This is a genomic window from Enterobacter cloacae complex sp. I3, from assembly GCF_014896175.1.
In the GTDB taxonomy this organism is placed as follows: domain Bacteria; phylum Pseudomonadota; class Gammaproteobacteria; order Enterobacterales; family Enterobacteriaceae; genus Enterobacter; species Enterobacter bugandensis.
On the sequence record NZ_JADBQZ010000003.1, the window covers coordinates 69,737 to 84,984 of the forward strand.

Here is a 15,248-nt window from a genome sequence, read left to right on the forward strand (position 1 = left end):
ATTTCCCCGTCATATTCACCTGAATCACACCGATTCAGGTGAATTTCCCGACGCAGCAGTAAAAAATTGAGAAAAATTCAAACCGTCCTCAGCCCTTTATTCATGGGAAATTCAGCCGTTTCGCTTGCAACAAAATTCCGGCGTCAGGCCAACTCAGGGTTGTCTCAGATTCTCAGTATGTTAGGGTTATGCCCGTTAACAATTTACCATGGTAATCATATCGACATAAACAAATAACAGGACACTCTCTATTGCATGGCAATTAAATTAGAAGTGAAAAATCTTTATAAAATATTTGGCGAGCACCCGCAGCGCGCATTCAAATATATTGAGAAAGGCCTTTCGAAAGAGCAAATTCTGGAAAAAACCGGGCTGTCGCTTGGCGTTAAAGACGCCAGTCTGGCCATTGAAGAAGGCGAGATTTTTGTCATCATGGGATTATCCGGTTCGGGTAAATCCACTATGGTTCGCCTTCTCAATCGCCTGATTGAACCCACCCGCGGACAGGTGCTGATTGACGGCGTGGATATCGCCAGAATCTCAGACGCAGAACTCCGCGAGGTGCGCAGAAAGAAGATTGCGATGGTATTCCAGTCATTCGCGCTGATGCCGCATATGACGGTGCTCGATAATACCGCCTTCGGTATGGAATTAGCCGGCACGCCTGCTCAGGAACGTCAGGAAAAAGCCCTGGATGCTTTGCGTCAGGTTGGGCTGGAAAATTACGCTCATGCCTACCCGGACGAGCTTTCGGGCGGGATGCGTCAGCGCGTCGGATTAGCCCGCGCGTTAGCCATTAATCCAGACATATTATTAATGGATGAAGCCTTCTCCGCTCTCGATCCTTTAATTCGCACCGAGATGCAGGATGAGCTGGTAAAATTACAGGCCAAACACCAGCGCACCATTGTCTTTATTTCTCACGATCTCGATGAAGCCATGCGTATTGGCGACCGCATTGCCATTATGCAAAATGGCGAAGTGGTGCAGGTCGGCACGCCGGATGAAATTCTGAATAATCCGGCGAATGATTACGTGCGCACCTTCTTCCGCGGCGTGGATATTAGCCAGGTATTTAGCGCGAAAGATATTGCCCGCCGAACGCCAAACGGCATTATTCGAAAAACGCCAGGCTTCGGCCCGCGCTCCGCGCTGAAGCTGTTGCAGGATGAAGACCGTGAATACGGTTATCTGGTTGAACGCGGCAATAAATTTGTCGGCGTTGTCTCCATCGACTCTCTGAAAACCGCCCTGAGCGAAAACCAGGGAATCGATGCGGCGTTGATTGACGCTCCACTTGCCGTAGATGCCGAAACGCCGCTTAGCGAGTTGCTCTCTCACGTGGGTCAGGCGCCTTGTGCCGTGCCGGTTGTCGGTGAAGAGCAACAGTACGTTGGCATCATCTCAAAACGGATGCTGCTACAGGCTTTAGATCGCGAGGGGGCAAACAATGGCTGATCAATCAAACCCATGGGGTACCACTGAAGCTGCGGACAGCGCGGCGCAATCTGCCGATGCGTGGGGTTCCACGCCCGCACCTGCCGACGGCGGCGGCGCGGCGGACTGGCTCAACAGCGCACCCGCGCCTGCGCCAGAGCATTTCAATATTATGGATCCGTTCCACAAGACGCTGATCCCGCTGGACAGCTGGGTGACGGAGGGGATCGACTGGGTCGTTACCCATTTCCGCCCGGTGTTCCAGGGGATCCGCATCCCGGTGGATTACATCCTGAACGGCTTCCAGCAGCTGATGCTGGGCATGCCTGCGCCCGTGGCGATTATCCTGTTCTCGCTGATCGCATGGCAGTTCGGTAGCGCGGGTATGGGCGTCGCCACGCTGATCTCCCTGATTGCCATCGGCGCGATTGGCGCGTGGTCTCAGGCGATGATTACCCTGGCGCTGGTGCTGACCGCCCTGCTCTTCTGCATTGTCATCGGCCTGCCGATGGGGATCTGGCTGGCGCGCAGCCCGCGGGCGGCGAAGATTATTCGTCCCCTGCTGGATGCGATGCAGACCACCCCGGCGTTCGTCTATCTGGTGCCTATCGTGATGCTGTTCGGCATCGGTAACGTGCCGGGCGTGGTGGTGACCATTATCTTCGCCCTGCCGCCGATTATTCGCCTGACGATCCTGGGCATTAACCAGGTGCCGGCGGATCTGATTGAGGCCTCGCGCTCGTTCGGCGCCAGCCCGCGTCAGATGCTGTTTAAGGTTCAGCTTCCGCTGGCGATGCCGACCATTATGGCGGGCGTTAACCAGACGCTGATGCTGGCGCTGTCCATGGTGGTGATCGCCTCGATGATCGCCGTTGGCGGTCTCGGCCAGATGGTGCTGCGCGGTATTGGCCGTCTCGACATGGGGCTGGCGACCGTCGGCGGCGTCGGAATTGTGATCCTCGCCATTATCCTTGACCGCCTGACCCAGGCTGTCGGTCGTGATTCACGCAGTCGCGGCAACCGTCGCTGGTACACCACCGGCCCTGTCGGGTTACTCACCCGCCCCTTTACAAAATAAGGAACAACGATGCGACATAACGTACTTTTTGCCACAGCGTTTGCCACCCTTGTCTCCACCAGCGCGTTTGCCGCTGACCTGCCGGGCAAAGGCATTACCGTGCAGCCGGTGCAGAGCACCATTTCGGAAGAGAGCTTCCAGACCCTGATCGTCAGCCGCGCGCTGGAGAAGCTGGGCTATACGGTAAACACGCCGAGCGAAGTGGATTACAACGTGGGCTACACCTCGATTGCCTCCGGTGATGCCACCTTTACCGCCGTGAACTGGCAGCCGCTGCACGACGACATGTATGCCGCCGCAGGTGGCGATAAGAAATTCTATCGCGAAGGCACCTTCGTGACCGGCGCGGCGCAGGGTTATCTGATCGACAAGAAAACCGCTGATAAGTACCACATCACCAATATTGAGCAGCTGAAAGATCCGAAGATCGCCAGACTGTTCGACACCAACGGTGACGGCAAGGCCGACATGATGGGCTGCTCGCCGGGCTGGGGCTGCGAAGCGGTGATTAACCACCAGAACAAAGCGTTCGATCTGGCGAAAACCGTCGACGTGAGCCACGGCAACTACTCCGCGATGATGGCCGACACCATTGCCCGCTTTAAGGAAGGCAAGCCGGTGATCTACTACACCTGGACGCCGTACTGGGTGAGCGACGTGCTGAAGCCGGGCAAAGACGTGGTGTGGTTACAGGTGCCCTTCTCCTCCCTGCCGGGCGAGCAGAAAGATATCGACACCAAACTGCCGAACGGCATGAACTATGGCTTCCCGGTGAACACTATGCACATCGTGGCGAACAAAGCCTGGGCGGAGAAAAACCCGGCTGCGGCGAAGCTGTTCTCGGTGATGAAGCTGCCGCTGGCGGACATCAACGCCCAGAATGCGATGATGCACGCGGGCAAATCCTCTGAGGCGGATGTTAAAGGCCACGTGGATGGCTGGATCAAAGCCCACCAGCAGCAGTTTGATGGCTGGGTGAAAGAGGCGCTTGCGGCGCAGAAGTAAAAACACAACACAACCTTACCCCTCACCCCGGACCGTTACCCCTCTGGGGAGAGGGTTAGGGTGAGGGGATTAACCGCACAAACACACACATAACAATCCCCCAACAATCTCAATCATTAGCTATTATGGTTTCCGGAAAAATAATCACTTAACTCACGATTCCTGAAACTAATGACAAAAACATCTCAGGGGCTTAGCCCCGCACTCATCCTTTTAATGTCCGTGGCAACGGGTCTGGCAGTCGCCAGCAACTATTACGCACAACCTCTGCTTGATACTATCGCGCGCGCCTTCGATCTTTCAGCCAGCTCCGCCGGCTTTATCGTCACCGCTGCGCAGCTCGGCTATGCGGCAGGGCTGCTATTCCTGGTGCCATTGGGCGATATGTTTGAGCGCCGGATGCTTATCGTCTCTATGACGCTTCTGGCGGCAGGCGGCATGCTGATCACCGCCAGCAGCCAGTCGCTGACGATGATGATCGTCGGTACCGCGCTAACGGGGCTTTTCTCCGTCGTCGCGCAAATCCTGGTGCCTCTCGCCGCAACGCTCGCCTCGCCGGAAAAACGCGGCAAAGTGGTCGGCACTATCATGAGCGGCCTGCTGCTGGGCATTCTGCTGGCGCGAACCGTTGCCGGGCTGCTGGCAAGCCTCGGCGGCTGGCGCACCGTTTACTGGGTGGCGAGCGTATTGATGGTGGTGATGGCGCTGGCGCTGTGGCGCGGGCTGCCGAAGGTGAAGCAGGAGAACCACCTGAATTACCCGCAGCTTCTGGCCTCCGTGTTTAGCCTGTTCACGCAGGATAAACTGCTGCGCACCCGCGCTCTGCTGGGGTGTTTAACCTTCGCCAACTTCAGCATTCTCTGGACGTCGATGGCGTTTCTGCTGGCAGCACCGCCGTTCAATTATTCCGAAGGGGTGATTGGTCTGTTCGGTCTGGCCGGTGCCGCCGGTGCACTGGGCGCTCGCCCGGCAGGCGGGCTGGCTGATAAAGGCAAATCGCACATGACCACGACAGCCGGACTGATTTTGCTCCTGCTCTCCTGGGCGGCCATCTGGTATGGGCACGTCTCGGTGCTGGCGCTGATCGTCGGTATTCTGGTGCTCGATCTCACCGTACAGGGTGTTCACATCACCAACCAGACCGTGATTTACCGCGTGAAGCCCGAGGCGCGTAACCGCCTCACGGCCGGATACATGACCAGCTACTTCATTGGTGGTGCGGCGGGTTCGTTAATATCAGCGTCGGCGTGGCAGCATGCCGGCTGGTCAGGTGTGTGCGGGATAGGGGCAATCGTCGCCGCGCTTAACCTGGTTGTATGGTGGCGCGGCTATCATCGTCAGGAAGCAATTCATTAAGTTTTACATTGCTTTGGGCCTCTTAGGGTGTAAAGGGGCCCGGCAGTCTGTTAATGTAAACGTAATCATTTATCCCAGAAATTTTAATGTGGGTGACATATCTACAATTGGCATGAATAGTTCAGACCCCCGTCCCCACATCCTCTCTTCAGCGGGTTTATACCCTACGCTTTCTGTGCTCACCGGGTCACGGACTTACCCGGCGCTCTTTGATGGTGGCATTCGTTTGGCGGATATAACCGCACAAATAATTCATTTACATTATTTGTCACCATCGTTACTATATCGGCTGTAATTAATGAGGTTATGCCCAAAATGGATAGTTCGTTTACGCCCATTGAACAAATGCTTAAATTCCGCGCCAGTCGTCATGAGGACTTCCCGTATCAGGAAATCCTGCTGACCCGCCTGTGCATGCACATGCAGGGTAAGCTGCTGGAAAATCGTAATAAAATGCTGAAAGCTCAAGGGATTAACGAGACGTTGTTTATGGCGTTGATTACGCTGGAGTCTCAGGAAAACCATAGCATTCAGCCTTCTGAGCTGAGCTGCGCGCTGGGATCGTCCCGTACCAATGCGACCCGTATTGCCGATGAGCTGGAAAAGCGCGGCTGGATTGAGCGCCGTGAAAGCGATAACGATCGCCGCTGCCTGCATCTGCAATTGACCGATAAAGGTCACCAGTTCCTGCGTGAGGTGCTGCCACCTCAGCACAATTGCCTGCACAAACTCTGGTCTGCCCTCAGTACCTCCGAGCGCGACCAGCTTGAGCACATCACTCGCAAGCTGCTCACCCGTCTGGACCAGATGGATGAAGAAGGCGCTGTTCTTGAGGCGCTGCGCTAACGCGACGACACGCTCAACAATCCAGATTTATATAAGAAAACCGACAGGCCAGCACGTCACACTGCTGGCCTTTCTGACAACAGGTCGGCTCAGCCGATGTGAAAATAAGAAGATCGTGGAGAACAACAATGAGCGCAAATGCGGAGAGCACTACCCCGCAGCAACCGGCCAATAAGAAAGGCAAACGTAAAAGTGCCCTTCTTCTGTTGACCTTGCTCTTTATTATTATTGCCGTGGCATATGGGATCTATTGGTTTTTAGTATTGCGTCATGCAGAAGAGACTGACGACGCATACGTGGCAGGGAACCAGGTACAGATTATGGCGCAGGTGTCGGGCAGCGTGACGAAAGTCTGGGCTGACAATACCGACTTTGTGCAAAAAGGCGATGTGTTGGTGACCCTCGATCCAACCGACGCCCAGCAGGCCTTTGAGAAAGCCCAGACCGCGCTGGCCTCCAGCGTCCGTCAAACCCGCCAGCTGATGATCAACAGTAAACAGCTGCAGGCCAACATCGACGTGCAGAAAACCGCACTCGCGCAGGCGCAGAGCGACCTGAACCGCCGTGTACCGCTCGGCACCGCTAACCTGATTGGCCGTGAAGAGCTGCAGCACGCGCGCGACGCGGTTGCCAGTGCCCAGGCACAGCTGGACGTGGCGATTCAACAGTACAACGCCAACCAGGCGATGGTGCTCGGCACCAGCCTCGAAAACCAGCCCGCCGTACAACAGGCGGCGACTGAAGTACGCAACGCATGGCTTGCCCTGCAGCGTACCAAAATCGTCAGCCCGATGACCGGCTACGTCTCCCGCCGTTCCGTCCAGCCAGGGGCGCAGATTAGCCCGACCACGCCGCTGATGGCGGTCGTGCCGGCAGACAACCTGTGGGTAGACGCCAACTTTAAAGAGACGCAGCTCGCCCATATGCGTATTGGCCAGACCGCGACGGTCGTCAGCGACATCTACGGCGATGACGTGAAGTACACAGGGAAAGTGGTGGGTCTGGATATGGGGACCGGCAGCGCCTTCTCCCTGTTGCCTGCGCAAAACGCCACCGGTAACTGGATCAAAGTGGTTCAGCGTCTGCCCGTGCGTATCGAGCTGGATGCCAAACAGCTGGCGGATCACCCGCTGCGTATCGGCCTCTCAACGCTTGTGACGGTCGATACCGCCAACCGCGACGGTCAGATCCTGGCAAGCCAGGTGCGTAGCAGCCCGGTTTATGAAAGTAACGCCCGTGAAATTAGCCTCGATCCGGTCAACAAACTGATCGATGACATCGTGAAGGCAAACGCCGGTTAAACCGAAGGTGAGCGTTATGCAACAGCAAAAGCCGCAAAAACCGCTGGAAGGCGCGCAGCTGGTCATTATGACCATTGCGCTGTCGCTGGCGACATTCATGCAGGTGCTGGACTCCACCATCGCAAACGTGGCGATCCCAACCATCGCCGGCAACCTTGGCTCGTCGCTGAGCCAGGGGACCTGGGTCATTACTTCGTTTGGGGTGGCAAACGCCATATCCATCCCTATCACCGGCTGGCTGGCGAAGCGCGTCGGTGAGGTGAAGCTGTTCCTCTGGTCCACGGTAGCGTTTGTTCTTGCCTCCTGGGCGTGCGGCATGTCCAGCAGCCTGACGATGCTGATTTTCTTCCGCGTCATTCAGGGGATTGTCGCCGGGCCGCTGATCCCGCTGTCGCAGAGTTTGCTGCTGAGCAACTACCCCCCAGCAAAACGTTCGGTCGCGCTGGCGCTATGGTCAATGACCGTTATCGTCGCGCCTATCTGCGGACCGATTCTGGGCGGGTACATCAGCGATAACTACCACTGGGGCTGGATCTTCTTTATCAACGTACCGATTGGCGCCGTCGTGGTATTGATGACGCTGCAGTCGCTGCGGGGACGAGAGACGCGCACCGAACAGCGCCGTATCGACAGCATCGGGCTGGCGCTGCTGATCCTGGGTATCGGCAGTCTGCAGATCATGCTCGACCGCGGTAAAGAGCTCGACTGGTTCAACTCGCAGGAGATCATCATCCTGACCATTGTCGCGGTGGTGTCGATAAGCTTCCTGATTGTCTGGGAGCTGACGGACGACAACCCGATTGTCGATCTCTCGCTCTTCAAATCGCGAAACTTCACCATCGGCTGCCTGTGTATCAGCCTCGCCTATATGCTCTACTTCGGCGCGATTGTTCTGCTGCCGCAGCTGTTGCAGGAGGTGTATGGCTATACCGCGACCTGGGCGGGTCTGGCCTCAGCGCCCGTTGGGGTGATCCCGGTTCTGCTGTCGCCGATTATTGGCCGCTTCGCCCACAAGCTCGATATGCGTCGGCTGGTGACGTTCAGCTTCATTATGTACGCCGTGTGCTTCTACTGGCGCGCGTATACCTTTGAGCCGGGAATGGACTTTGGCGCCTCGGCGTGGCCGCAGTTCATTCAGGGCTTTGCGGTGGCGTGCTTCTTTATGCCGCTGACCACCATTACGCTCTCTGGCCTGCCGCCTGAGCGTCTGGCGGCGGCATCAAGCCTGTCGAACTTCACCCGTACGCTAGCAGGTTCCATCGGGACGTCGATCACCACCACCCTGTGGACCAACCGTGAATCGATGCACCACGCCCAGCTGACCGAAGCGGTGAACCCGTACAATCCGAATGCCCAGCAGATGTACAGTCAGCTTCAGGGCATGGGGATGACGGAGCAGCAGGCATCCGGCTGGATTGCCCAGCAGATCACCAACCAGGGGCTGATTATCTCGGCAAACGAGATTTTCTGGATATCAGCGGGGATCTTCATCGTCCTGCTGGGGCTGGTGTGGTTTGCCAGACCGCCGTTTGGCGCCGGTGGCGGCGGCGGAGGGGCGCACTAATTTGCGTTGTCCAGAACGCGACAGCGATTGTCAGTTTCGATAAAGCAGCGCTCCTGAAATCAATTCACGATAGTGAAAAGACAACAGGAGCGCATCATGCTGAACACACCCGCCGACAAATACCAGCCTTATCCCACCGTTTCATTGCCCGACCGCCGCTGGCCGGAGCAGACCATCACCCGCGCGCCGCGCTGGCTCTCGACAGACTTACGCGACGGCAACCAGGCGCTTGCCGAGCCGATGGACAGCGCGCGCAAGCTGCAGTTCTGGGATTTGCTGCTGGGCTGCGGATTTAAAGAGATTGAGGTCGCCTTCCCGTCCGCCTCGCAGACCGACTTCAACTTTGTCCGCCAGCTTATCGAAGAGAACCGCATTCCGGATGACGTCACGATTCAGGTGTTAACACAGGCGCGGGAAGATCTCATCCATCGTACTTTTGAATCCCTGCGCGGCGCGAAGCAGGCCACCGTCCACCTGTATAACGCCACCGCCCCGCTGTTCCGCCGCCTGGTGTTCGGCATGGAGAAAGCGCAGATCGTCGAGCTGGCCACCCGCGCCACGCGGCTTATCCGCCAGCTTTGTGAAGAGAACCCTGAAACCCGCTGGCAGTACGAGTACTCCCCGGAAACCTTCTGCTTTACCGAGCCGGAGTTTGCGCTGGAGATTTGTGAAGCCGTGGCGGAGATCTGGCAGCCGTGCGATGAACGGCCAATGGTGATCAACTTACCCGCTACCGTCGAGGTCAGTACGCCGAACGTCTATGCCGACCAGATCGAGTATTTCTGTCACCACTTCAGCCGCCGCCGCGACGTGTGCATCAGCGTGCATCCGCATAACGACCGCGGAACGGGCGTCGCCAGCGCGGAGCTGGCGGTGATGGCCGGGGCCGACCGCGTGGAGGGCTGCCTTTTTGGCAACGGCGAACGCACGGGCAACGTTTGCCTGGTAACGCTGGCGATGAACCTCTACAGCCAGGGCATTAGTCCCAATCTGGACTTTAGCGATATGAATCGGGTGGTCGAAACGGTAGAGGCCTGCAACCAGTTGCCTGTCCATCCGCGCCATCCGTGGGCAGGACGGCTGGCCTATACCGCCTTCTCCGGCTCGCACCAGGACGCCATCAAGAAAGGCTTTGATGCCCGCAGGCCTGGCGATCGCTGGGAGATGCCCTATCTGCCCATCGATCCGCAGGACATCGGCTGCACCTACGAAGCGGTGATCCGCGTGAACAGCCAGTCAGGAAAAAGCGGCAGCGCCTGGCTTATTGAGCAAAACCACGGCCTGAAGCTGCCCCGCGCCCTACAGCAGGATTTTAGCCAGCACGTGCAGCAGGAAACGGATCGCCACGGGAAAGAAATGACGCAGAACGCGCTGTGGCAGCTATTCCGCACCCGCTACGGGCTGGTAACGACCCCGCAGCTGGCGCTGCAATCCTACCGCAGCGACGGCCAGCAGGACGGCCAGCTGCGGCTGACGGCAAGCGTTGTCACGCAGGGGGGAACGCGCCAGCTGGAGGGTCAGGGCAACGGTCTGCTCTCCGCTGCCGCGCAGGGCCTGAGCCGCTGGGTCAACGCGCCGTTTGTGATTAAGGATTATCACGAACATACGCTGGGCGAACGCAGCGACAGCCGCTCGGTGGCCTATATCCGCTGCCTGTTCCAGGACGGCACCAGCAGCTGGGGCGTGGGCATTGACAGCGACGTGGCGCGCGCGTCGCTTCAGGCGCTGTTTAACGCGGTTAGTCGTTCTTAAAGTAATCGCTGGGTGAGATACCCATCGCCCGGCGGAACATCGCCGTAAAGGCGCTGTGGCTGCCGTATCCCAGATCCAGCGCCACGCGCAGCACCGGCTGGCCCTGCGCCAGCCGCACTAAGGCTTCCAGCAGGCGCGCCCTTCTCACCCACTCGCCGTAGCTTAACCCGGTCTGCTGCTGAAAATGGCGGTTCAGCGTACGCTCGCTCATCCCGAGCAAGCTCGCGCTCTGTTGACCGCTCCAGCTTTCACCTGGTAACTGACGGACCTGCCGACACAGCTGGCGTAACGCTTCACTTTCCGGTTCCGGCAGGTGAAACGGCAGCACCGGCATGATGCGAATTTCATCCAGAATGAGCTCATACACGCGCTCGTCACGGCTTCCCGGCGAGTACGACTCCGGTAGCGTCAGGGAGGTGAGGATCAGCTCGCGCAGCAGCGGAGATCTGCACGATCTGACAGGTCGCCGGGAGATCGGCTCGCGCCAGCGGATCGATAAACAGCGTGCGGGCTGCAACGTTGCCGGTGATGCGAAGCGAGTGCTGTGTCCCCGCCGGTAGCCAGACGCCGCGCCCGGGCGGCACTACCCAGCAGCCGGATGCGGTATCGACCCGCACGACGCCCGTCAGGCTGTGCAGCAGCTGCGCGCAGTCGTGCTCATGCCACGGCTCGCTATCGCCATGAGCATAATCATGCGAAAACGGCACAAGTGGGCGATGGGTAAAGGAGAAGGTGGTGGTTGTCGTCATGAGGATTGTAGGCCCGGCCAGCGAAGCGCCACCGGGCATCCACAGGCACAATACTAGATGTGCAGCTCCTGCAGTTTTTCTTTTGGCAGGGCCAGCTCTTCATTGCTGTTTACGCGAACGTCACGCTCGATGATGTGACGGGCAATTTCCTGGGCTTCTTCCAGAGAGTGCATCTGGTAAGTGCCGCACTGGTAAACGTTCAGCTCAGGGATCTGGTTCTGCTCTTTCACTTTCAGCACGTCTTCCATCGCCGCTTTCCACGCATCGGCGACGCGTTTCTCTTCAGGCTGACCAATCAGGCTCATGTAGAAGCCGGTACGGCAGCCCATCGGAGAGATGTCGATGATCTCAACGCCGTTGCCGTTCAGGTGGTCACGCATGAAACCGGCGAACAGGTGTTCCAGGGTGTGAATGCCTTTCTCCGGCATCACTTCTTTATTCGGCACGCAGAAGCGCAGATCGAAGACGGTGATCGTGTCGCCGTGCGGGGTGTGCATGGTCTTCGCCACGCGGACTGCAGGTGCTTCCATACGGGTATGGTCGACAGTAAAGCTATCTAATAACGGCATACGTCACCTCCGATAGTGATTTTTTTTAAAATAAACTGAACTCTTCTACAGAATGCACGTCTGAGTATATGAAAGACGCGCATTTGTTATCATCATCCCTGAATTCAGAGATGTATATTTTGGCCACAGCGATGTGGCCTTTTTCTTTTCTGCTTAAGCCTGCTTCGCCAGAAACGCCTCAAACGACTCCGTATCCGCCGCTTCAACCTCTTTCTGACGCACCAGTGACGCGTCGCGCTCCGCGACAAAATCCGCTTCGCTCAGGATCTCTAACGGCTCCTGCATCAGCATCTCACGGTACTCCGCTGAGAGTGAACGCCCCGTGCCGCCAATCCCCTGCTCGATCATGGTGCGCAAAATGCGCGCAGAGAACGTCAGTTCCGGGTTATCAAAGCATTCCACCAGCTGGTCGCAAATCTGTTGATACGCGTCGCCGCCGTCGATGCTGTCCAGGGTGCGGGCAACACGCTTCAGGTCACGGAACAGATCCTTACCTACCTTAGCCAGCGGGAACTGCGCTGTTTCGCAGCCAATACCCAGCGTCAGACCCGGTTTACGGCCTTCCAGAATCACGCGGTTCCAGTTCGTGCGCGTACAAAGCAGTTCGTCTGAACTCATTTCCGGCGCATCCGCCAGCGCGCACCAGACCATAAACAGATCCAGGAAGCGAACCTGCTGCTCGTCAACGCCAATCGGTGAGAACGGGTTGATATCCAGCGAGCGCACTTCAATGTATTCAATGCCGCCGCGCTGCAGCGCATCCGACGGCGTTTCACCGCTGCGCGTCACGCGCTTCGGACGAATTGGCGCATACAGTTCGTTTTCAATCTGCAATACGTTGCTGTTGATTTGCAGGCGCTTTCCGTCTTTTTCGAGGCCGATTTTCGCGTACTCTTCCGACGGAGTTTTAATCGCCCGCTTCAATCCTGCCACATATTCGTGCAATTCGTTAAACGTAATACCGAGATTGCTTTGCGATTTATTGGTATAGCCCAGATCGCTCATCCGCAGAGAAGTCGCGTACGGGAGATAGTACATTCCGCACTCGGTTTTTTCGAACGGCAGCGTGGTCGGTTTCCCCTGCAGGAACGATGAACAAATGGCAGGCGACGCGCCAAACAGATACGGAATCACCCAGCCAAAACGGTAATAGTTGCGGATCAGACGGAAATAACCGGCGGAGATCGCTTCTTTATCCGTTTCTCCCCCCTTCGCCTGCCAGAACGCCATCGGCAAAGAGAAATTGTAGTGCACGCCAGAGATCGTCTGCATCAGCGCGCCGTAGCGATTTTTAAGACCTTCGCGATAGAGCGTTTTCAGCCGACCAATGTTTGACGTGCCGTACTGCGCCAGCTCAATCTCCTGGCCCTGCTCGATATAGCACGGCATGCTGAGCGGCCACATACGCTCATCGCCGAGATTGCGCGCGGTGTAGCGATGGATGTCGCGCAGGATCGTCAGCATATGATCAATATCGCCGTCCACCGGCGTAATGAACTCCAGCAGCGCTTCAGCGAAATCGGTTGTGATCCATTTATGTGTCAGCGCCGAGCCTAACGCCTTCGGGTGACCCGTCGTCGCTAAGCTACCGTCCGCGTTAACGCGCAGCGTTTCACGCTCAAGACCACGCTGAATACCCTTCAGAGCCTGAGGGTGGTTTTCCAGCCAGGCCAGCGCCTGAGATACGTCCGGGATCAAATTGACCTCCCGCCTGTCAAAGTAATGTTACTCAGCATAATTGTAATGGTTGACGATTGAAGGTCGCGTATTCATTCCACCAATTAGTGCCACCACGTCATACCCTGTAGTGTTGCCCACGCCACGAGAACATAGCGCAACGCCTTGCCAAGGCACAAAAAAAAGAGCACCGGTCCCCAGGAGATGCGCATCCATCCCGCCAGCAGACACAGTAAATCGCCTATTACAGGCATCCAGCTTAATAACAGCGTGGCAGCGCCATAGCGTTTTAGCCAGCCGACTGCCTTTTCCTGCCAGCGCGATTTTTCGCGCAGCGGAAAGAAACGCCCAAGAATAACGTTAGTCAGCCCTCCAAGGCTATTACCCATTGTTGCTATTAATACAAGCAGCCAGGGCTGACTCACGCCGGACAACAGCATCGCCACCAGTACCACTTCCGAATTTCCCGGTAACAGCGTGGCGCTTAGAAAACTGCTGGCGAATAATGAGGCAAGTGACAGCGCGTCACTCACAGTAAGCGCACATCCACCGCCGCCATTCCGGCATCACGCGCGGCCTGAATACCGAAGTCGGCATCTTCAAACACGACGCATTTTGCCGCCGGTACGCCCATTAATTCTGCGCAAAGCAGGAAGGTGTCCGGCGCGGGCTTGTGATTTTTAACATGATCGGCGGCCACCACGGCAGAAAAATAGTGGCGCAGGCCAAGATGGTTGAGCAACGCTTCTGCTATCGCGCTCTCGCTGCCCGTCCCGACAGACATCGGGCGACGCCCGTGCCACTCTTTTACCACATCAATCAGTGGCAGAGGGCGTACGGTATCTAAAAGCATGGCTTTTACCGCATCGGTTTTTTCACGCGCGAGAAGGTGTGGGTCGAGATCGGCCTGATTCAGTTCAATCACGGCCTGCGCAATACGCCAGGTTGGGGATCCGTTGAGGGCAATCATCGCCTGAAGGTCAAAACGCATGCCGTAGCGGCCAAGGACCTCGGTCCAGGCTTGACGATGCGTGGGTTCAGTATCCAGGATGGTGCCATCCATGTCGAAGATCAAACCGTCATACTGTGCGTACATCGTGCTCTCGCTAAACGATTAACAAAGCATTACTTTATCGTAAAAGGGGGTTTTTGTCGCTGACAGAGAGTGTGATTGCTGACGGAACGTCGAAGGAATAGACAAAAGAAGAGAAGATGGTGCATCCGGGAGGATTCGAACCTCCGACCGCTCGGTTCGTAGCCGAGTACTCTATCCAGCTGAGCTACGGATGCATCNNNCCGGGAGGATTCGAACCTCCGACCGCTCGGTTCGTAGCCGAGTACTCTATCCAGCTGAGCTACGGATGCATCGGGATTTACTACTGTACTGCTCGATATTCATATCACTTCGAAAGCAATATGAAGTAATAGATGGTGCATCCGGGAGGATTCGAACCTCCGACCGCTCGGTTCGTAGCCGAGTACTCTATCCAGCTGAGCTACGGATGCAAAATGGCGGTGAGGCGGGGATTCGAACCCCGGATGCAGCTTTTGACCGCATACTCCCTTAGCAGGGGAGCGCCTTCAGCCTCTCGGCCACCTCACCACACAACGCCTCTTTCGAGTGCTTCGAGTGACTCGTTAAGAGCTTCTCGTCGCTGCGTGGCGCATATATTACTTTCTGGGACTTATAAGTCAAACAATTTTCCAAAAGCTTTTATCGTTTGCACAAATCACACGCAATTCGCATGTAAAAGCCGCAAAGAGGGTGTTTTATAAGCGGATTTTGCAGGCAACGCCACAGAAAACATCTGCCGAAATGGCGGTATTGAGACGAGTTAAGGGTAACGGAGTGGTTAAAAAGAGAGCGATTGAAATTAAACGGTAACTTTGAGCAGGAAAAATAGCGGGAGGGTT

12 protein-coding genes, 4 tRNA genes and 1 pseudogene are annotated in these 15,248 nt (G+C 56.8%); 8 read left to right on the forward strand and 9 right to left on the reverse strand.

Annotation, left to right across the window (positions count from 1 at the left end):
- Window positions 1–255: 255 nt before the first annotated feature.
- The 8 genes from proV to leuA all read left to right on the forward strand — a co-directional run bounded on the left by proV (window position 256) and on the right by leuA (window position 10,339).
- Window positions 256–1,458, forward strand: coding sequence for a glycine betaine/L-proline ABC transporter ATP-binding protein ProV (gene proV, locus IM271_RS02840; protein WP_045260893.1), 1,203 nt, complete (start codon window positions 256–258; stop codon window positions 1,456–1,458).
- A complete protein-coding gene (gene proW / locus IM271_RS02845; RefSeq protein WP_028014178.1) occupies window positions 1,451–2,515 on the forward strand; it encodes a glycine betaine/L-proline ABC transporter permease ProW in 1,065 nt (354 codons plus the stop codon). Before proV ends, proW begins: the two co-directional genes overlap by 8 nt.
- A gap of 9 nt (window positions 2,516–2,524) precedes the next feature.
- Window positions 2,525–3,520 carry a glycine betaine/L-proline ABC transporter substrate-binding protein ProX gene (gene proX / locus IM271_RS02850; RefSeq protein ID WP_045260894.1) on the forward strand — a complete coding sequence of 332 codons (996 nt, stop codon included), beginning with the start codon at window positions 2,525–2,527 and terminating at the stop codon, window positions 3,518–3,520.
- A 171-nt stretch (window positions 3,521–3,691) separates the two neighbouring features.
- A complete protein-coding gene (locus IM271_RS02855; protein ID WP_047367513.1) occupies window positions 3,692–4,876 on the forward strand; it encodes an MFS transporter in 1,185 nt (394 codons plus the stop codon).
- Window positions 4,877–5,191: 315 nt separating this feature from the next.
- The gene (mprA, locus tag IM271_RS02860; protein ID WP_041911975.1) at window positions 5,192–5,722 is read left to right on the forward strand and encodes a transcriptional repressor MprA; all 531 of its coding nucleotides are present in this window, start codon (window positions 5,192–5,194) and stop codon (window positions 5,720–5,722) included.
- A gap of 128 nt (window positions 5,723–5,850) precedes the next feature.
- A complete protein-coding gene (gene emrA, locus IM271_RS02865; protein WP_021241959.1) occupies window positions 5,851–7,023 on the forward strand; it encodes a multidrug efflux MFS transporter periplasmic adaptor subunit EmrA in 1,173 nt (390 codons plus the stop codon).
- A 16-nt stretch (window positions 7,024–7,039) separates the two neighbouring features.
- On the forward strand, window positions 7,040–8,587 hold the full coding sequence (gene emrB / locus IM271_RS02870) for a multidrug efflux MFS transporter permease subunit EmrB (protein WP_028014182.1): 1,548 nt from the start codon (window positions 7,040–7,042) through the stop codon (window positions 8,585–8,587).
- Between the two features lie 96 nt (window positions 8,588–8,683).
- On the forward strand, window positions 8,684–10,339 hold the full coding sequence (gene leuA / locus IM271_RS02875) for a 2-isopropylmalate synthase (RefSeq protein ID WP_193052145.1): 1,656 nt from the start codon (window positions 8,684–8,686) through the stop codon (window positions 10,337–10,339).
- Here leuA and IM271_RS02880 read toward each other — a convergent pair.
- From IM271_RS02880 to IM271_RS02920, 9 genes and pseudogenes are all read right to left on the reverse strand, one after another.
- Window positions 10,326–11,088 (reverse strand): annotated as a pseudogene (locus IM271_RS02880) (helix-turn-helix transcriptional regulator). The gene leuA and the pseudogene IM271_RS02880 overlap by 14 nt on opposite strands.
- Before the next feature lie 53 nt (window positions 11,089–11,141).
- Window positions 11,142–11,657 (reverse strand): S-ribosylhomocysteine lyase, encoded by a 516-nt coding sequence (luxS, locus tag IM271_RS02885; RefSeq protein WP_008499539.1) that lies wholly within the window; start codon window positions 11,655–11,657, stop codon window positions 11,142–11,144.
- A gap of 153 nt (window positions 11,658–11,810) precedes the next feature.
- Window positions 11,811–13,355 carry a glutamate--cysteine ligase gene (gene gshA / locus IM271_RS02890; protein WP_041908520.1) on the reverse strand — a complete coding sequence of 515 codons (1,545 nt, stop codon included), beginning with the start codon at window positions 13,353–13,355 and terminating at the stop codon, window positions 11,811–11,813.
- An 83-nt stretch (window positions 13,356–13,438) separates the two neighbouring features.
- A complete protein-coding gene (locus tag IM271_RS02895) occupies window positions 13,439–13,867 on the reverse strand; it encodes a YqaA family protein (protein ID WP_008499541.1) in 429 nt (142 codons plus the stop codon).
- Window positions 13,864–14,430, reverse strand: a complete 567-nt coding sequence (yqaB, locus tag IM271_RS02900; protein ID WP_028014186.1) for a fructose-1-phosphate/6-phosphogluconate phosphatase — start codon at window positions 14,428–14,430, stop codon at window positions 13,864–13,866. Before yqaB ends, IM271_RS02895 begins: the two co-directional genes overlap by 4 nt.
- A 117-nt stretch (window positions 14,431–14,547) precedes the next feature.
- Window positions 14,548–14,624 (reverse strand) — tRNA-Arg (locus IM271_RS02905).
- Window positions 14,622–14,699: transfer RNA gene (locus IM271_RS02910), tRNA-Arg, on the reverse strand. The genes IM271_RS02905 and IM271_RS02910 overlap by 3 nt, the downstream gene beginning before the upstream one ends.
- A gap of 64 nt (window positions 14,700–14,763) precedes the next feature.
- Window positions 14,764–14,840 (reverse strand) — tRNA-Arg (locus IM271_RS02915).
- Window positions 14,841–14,844: 4 nt separating this feature from the next.
- Window positions 14,845–14,937, reverse strand: a tRNA-Ser gene (locus IM271_RS02920).
- Window positions 14,938–15,248: the final 311 nt, after the last annotated feature.

What these genes read in the sequence shown, in the direction of transcription:
- proV (WP_045260893.1), top strand. Translation starts at nt 256, where the DNA reads ATGGCAATTAAATTAGAAGTGAAAAATCTTTATAAAATATTTGGCGAG.
- proW (WP_028014178.1), top strand. Translation starts at nt 1,451, where the DNA reads ATGGCTGATCAATCAAACCCATGGGGTACCACTGAAGCTGCGGACAGC.
- proX (WP_045260894.1), top strand. Translation starts at nt 2,525, where the DNA reads ATGCGACATAACGTACTTTTTGCCACAGCGTTTGCCACCCTTGTCTCC.
- IM271_RS02855 (WP_047367513.1), top strand. Translation starts at nt 3,692, where the DNA reads ATGACAAAAACATCTCAGGGGCTTAGCCCCGCACTCATCCTTTTAATG.
- mprA (WP_041911975.1), top strand. Translation starts at nt 5,192, where the DNA reads ATGGATAGTTCGTTTACGCCCATTGAACAAATGCTTAAATTCCGCGCC.
- emrA (WP_021241959.1), top strand. Translation starts at nt 5,851, where the DNA reads ATGAGCGCAAATGCGGAGAGCACTACCCCGCAGCAACCGGCCAATAAG.
- emrB (WP_028014182.1), top strand. Translation starts at nt 7,040, where the DNA reads ATGCAACAGCAAAAGCCGCAAAAACCGCTGGAAGGCGCGCAGCTGGTC.
- leuA (WP_193052145.1), top strand. Translation starts at nt 8,684, where the DNA reads ATGCTGAACACACCCGCCGACAAATACCAGCCTTATCCCACCGTTTCA.
- luxS (WP_008499539.1), bottom strand. Translation starts at nt 11,657, where the DNA reads ATGCCGTTATTAGATAGCTTTACTGTCGACCATACCCGTATGGAAGCA.
- yqaB (WP_028014186.1), bottom strand. Translation starts at nt 14,430, where the DNA reads ATGTACGCACAGTATGACGGTTTGATCTTCGACATGGATGGCACCATC.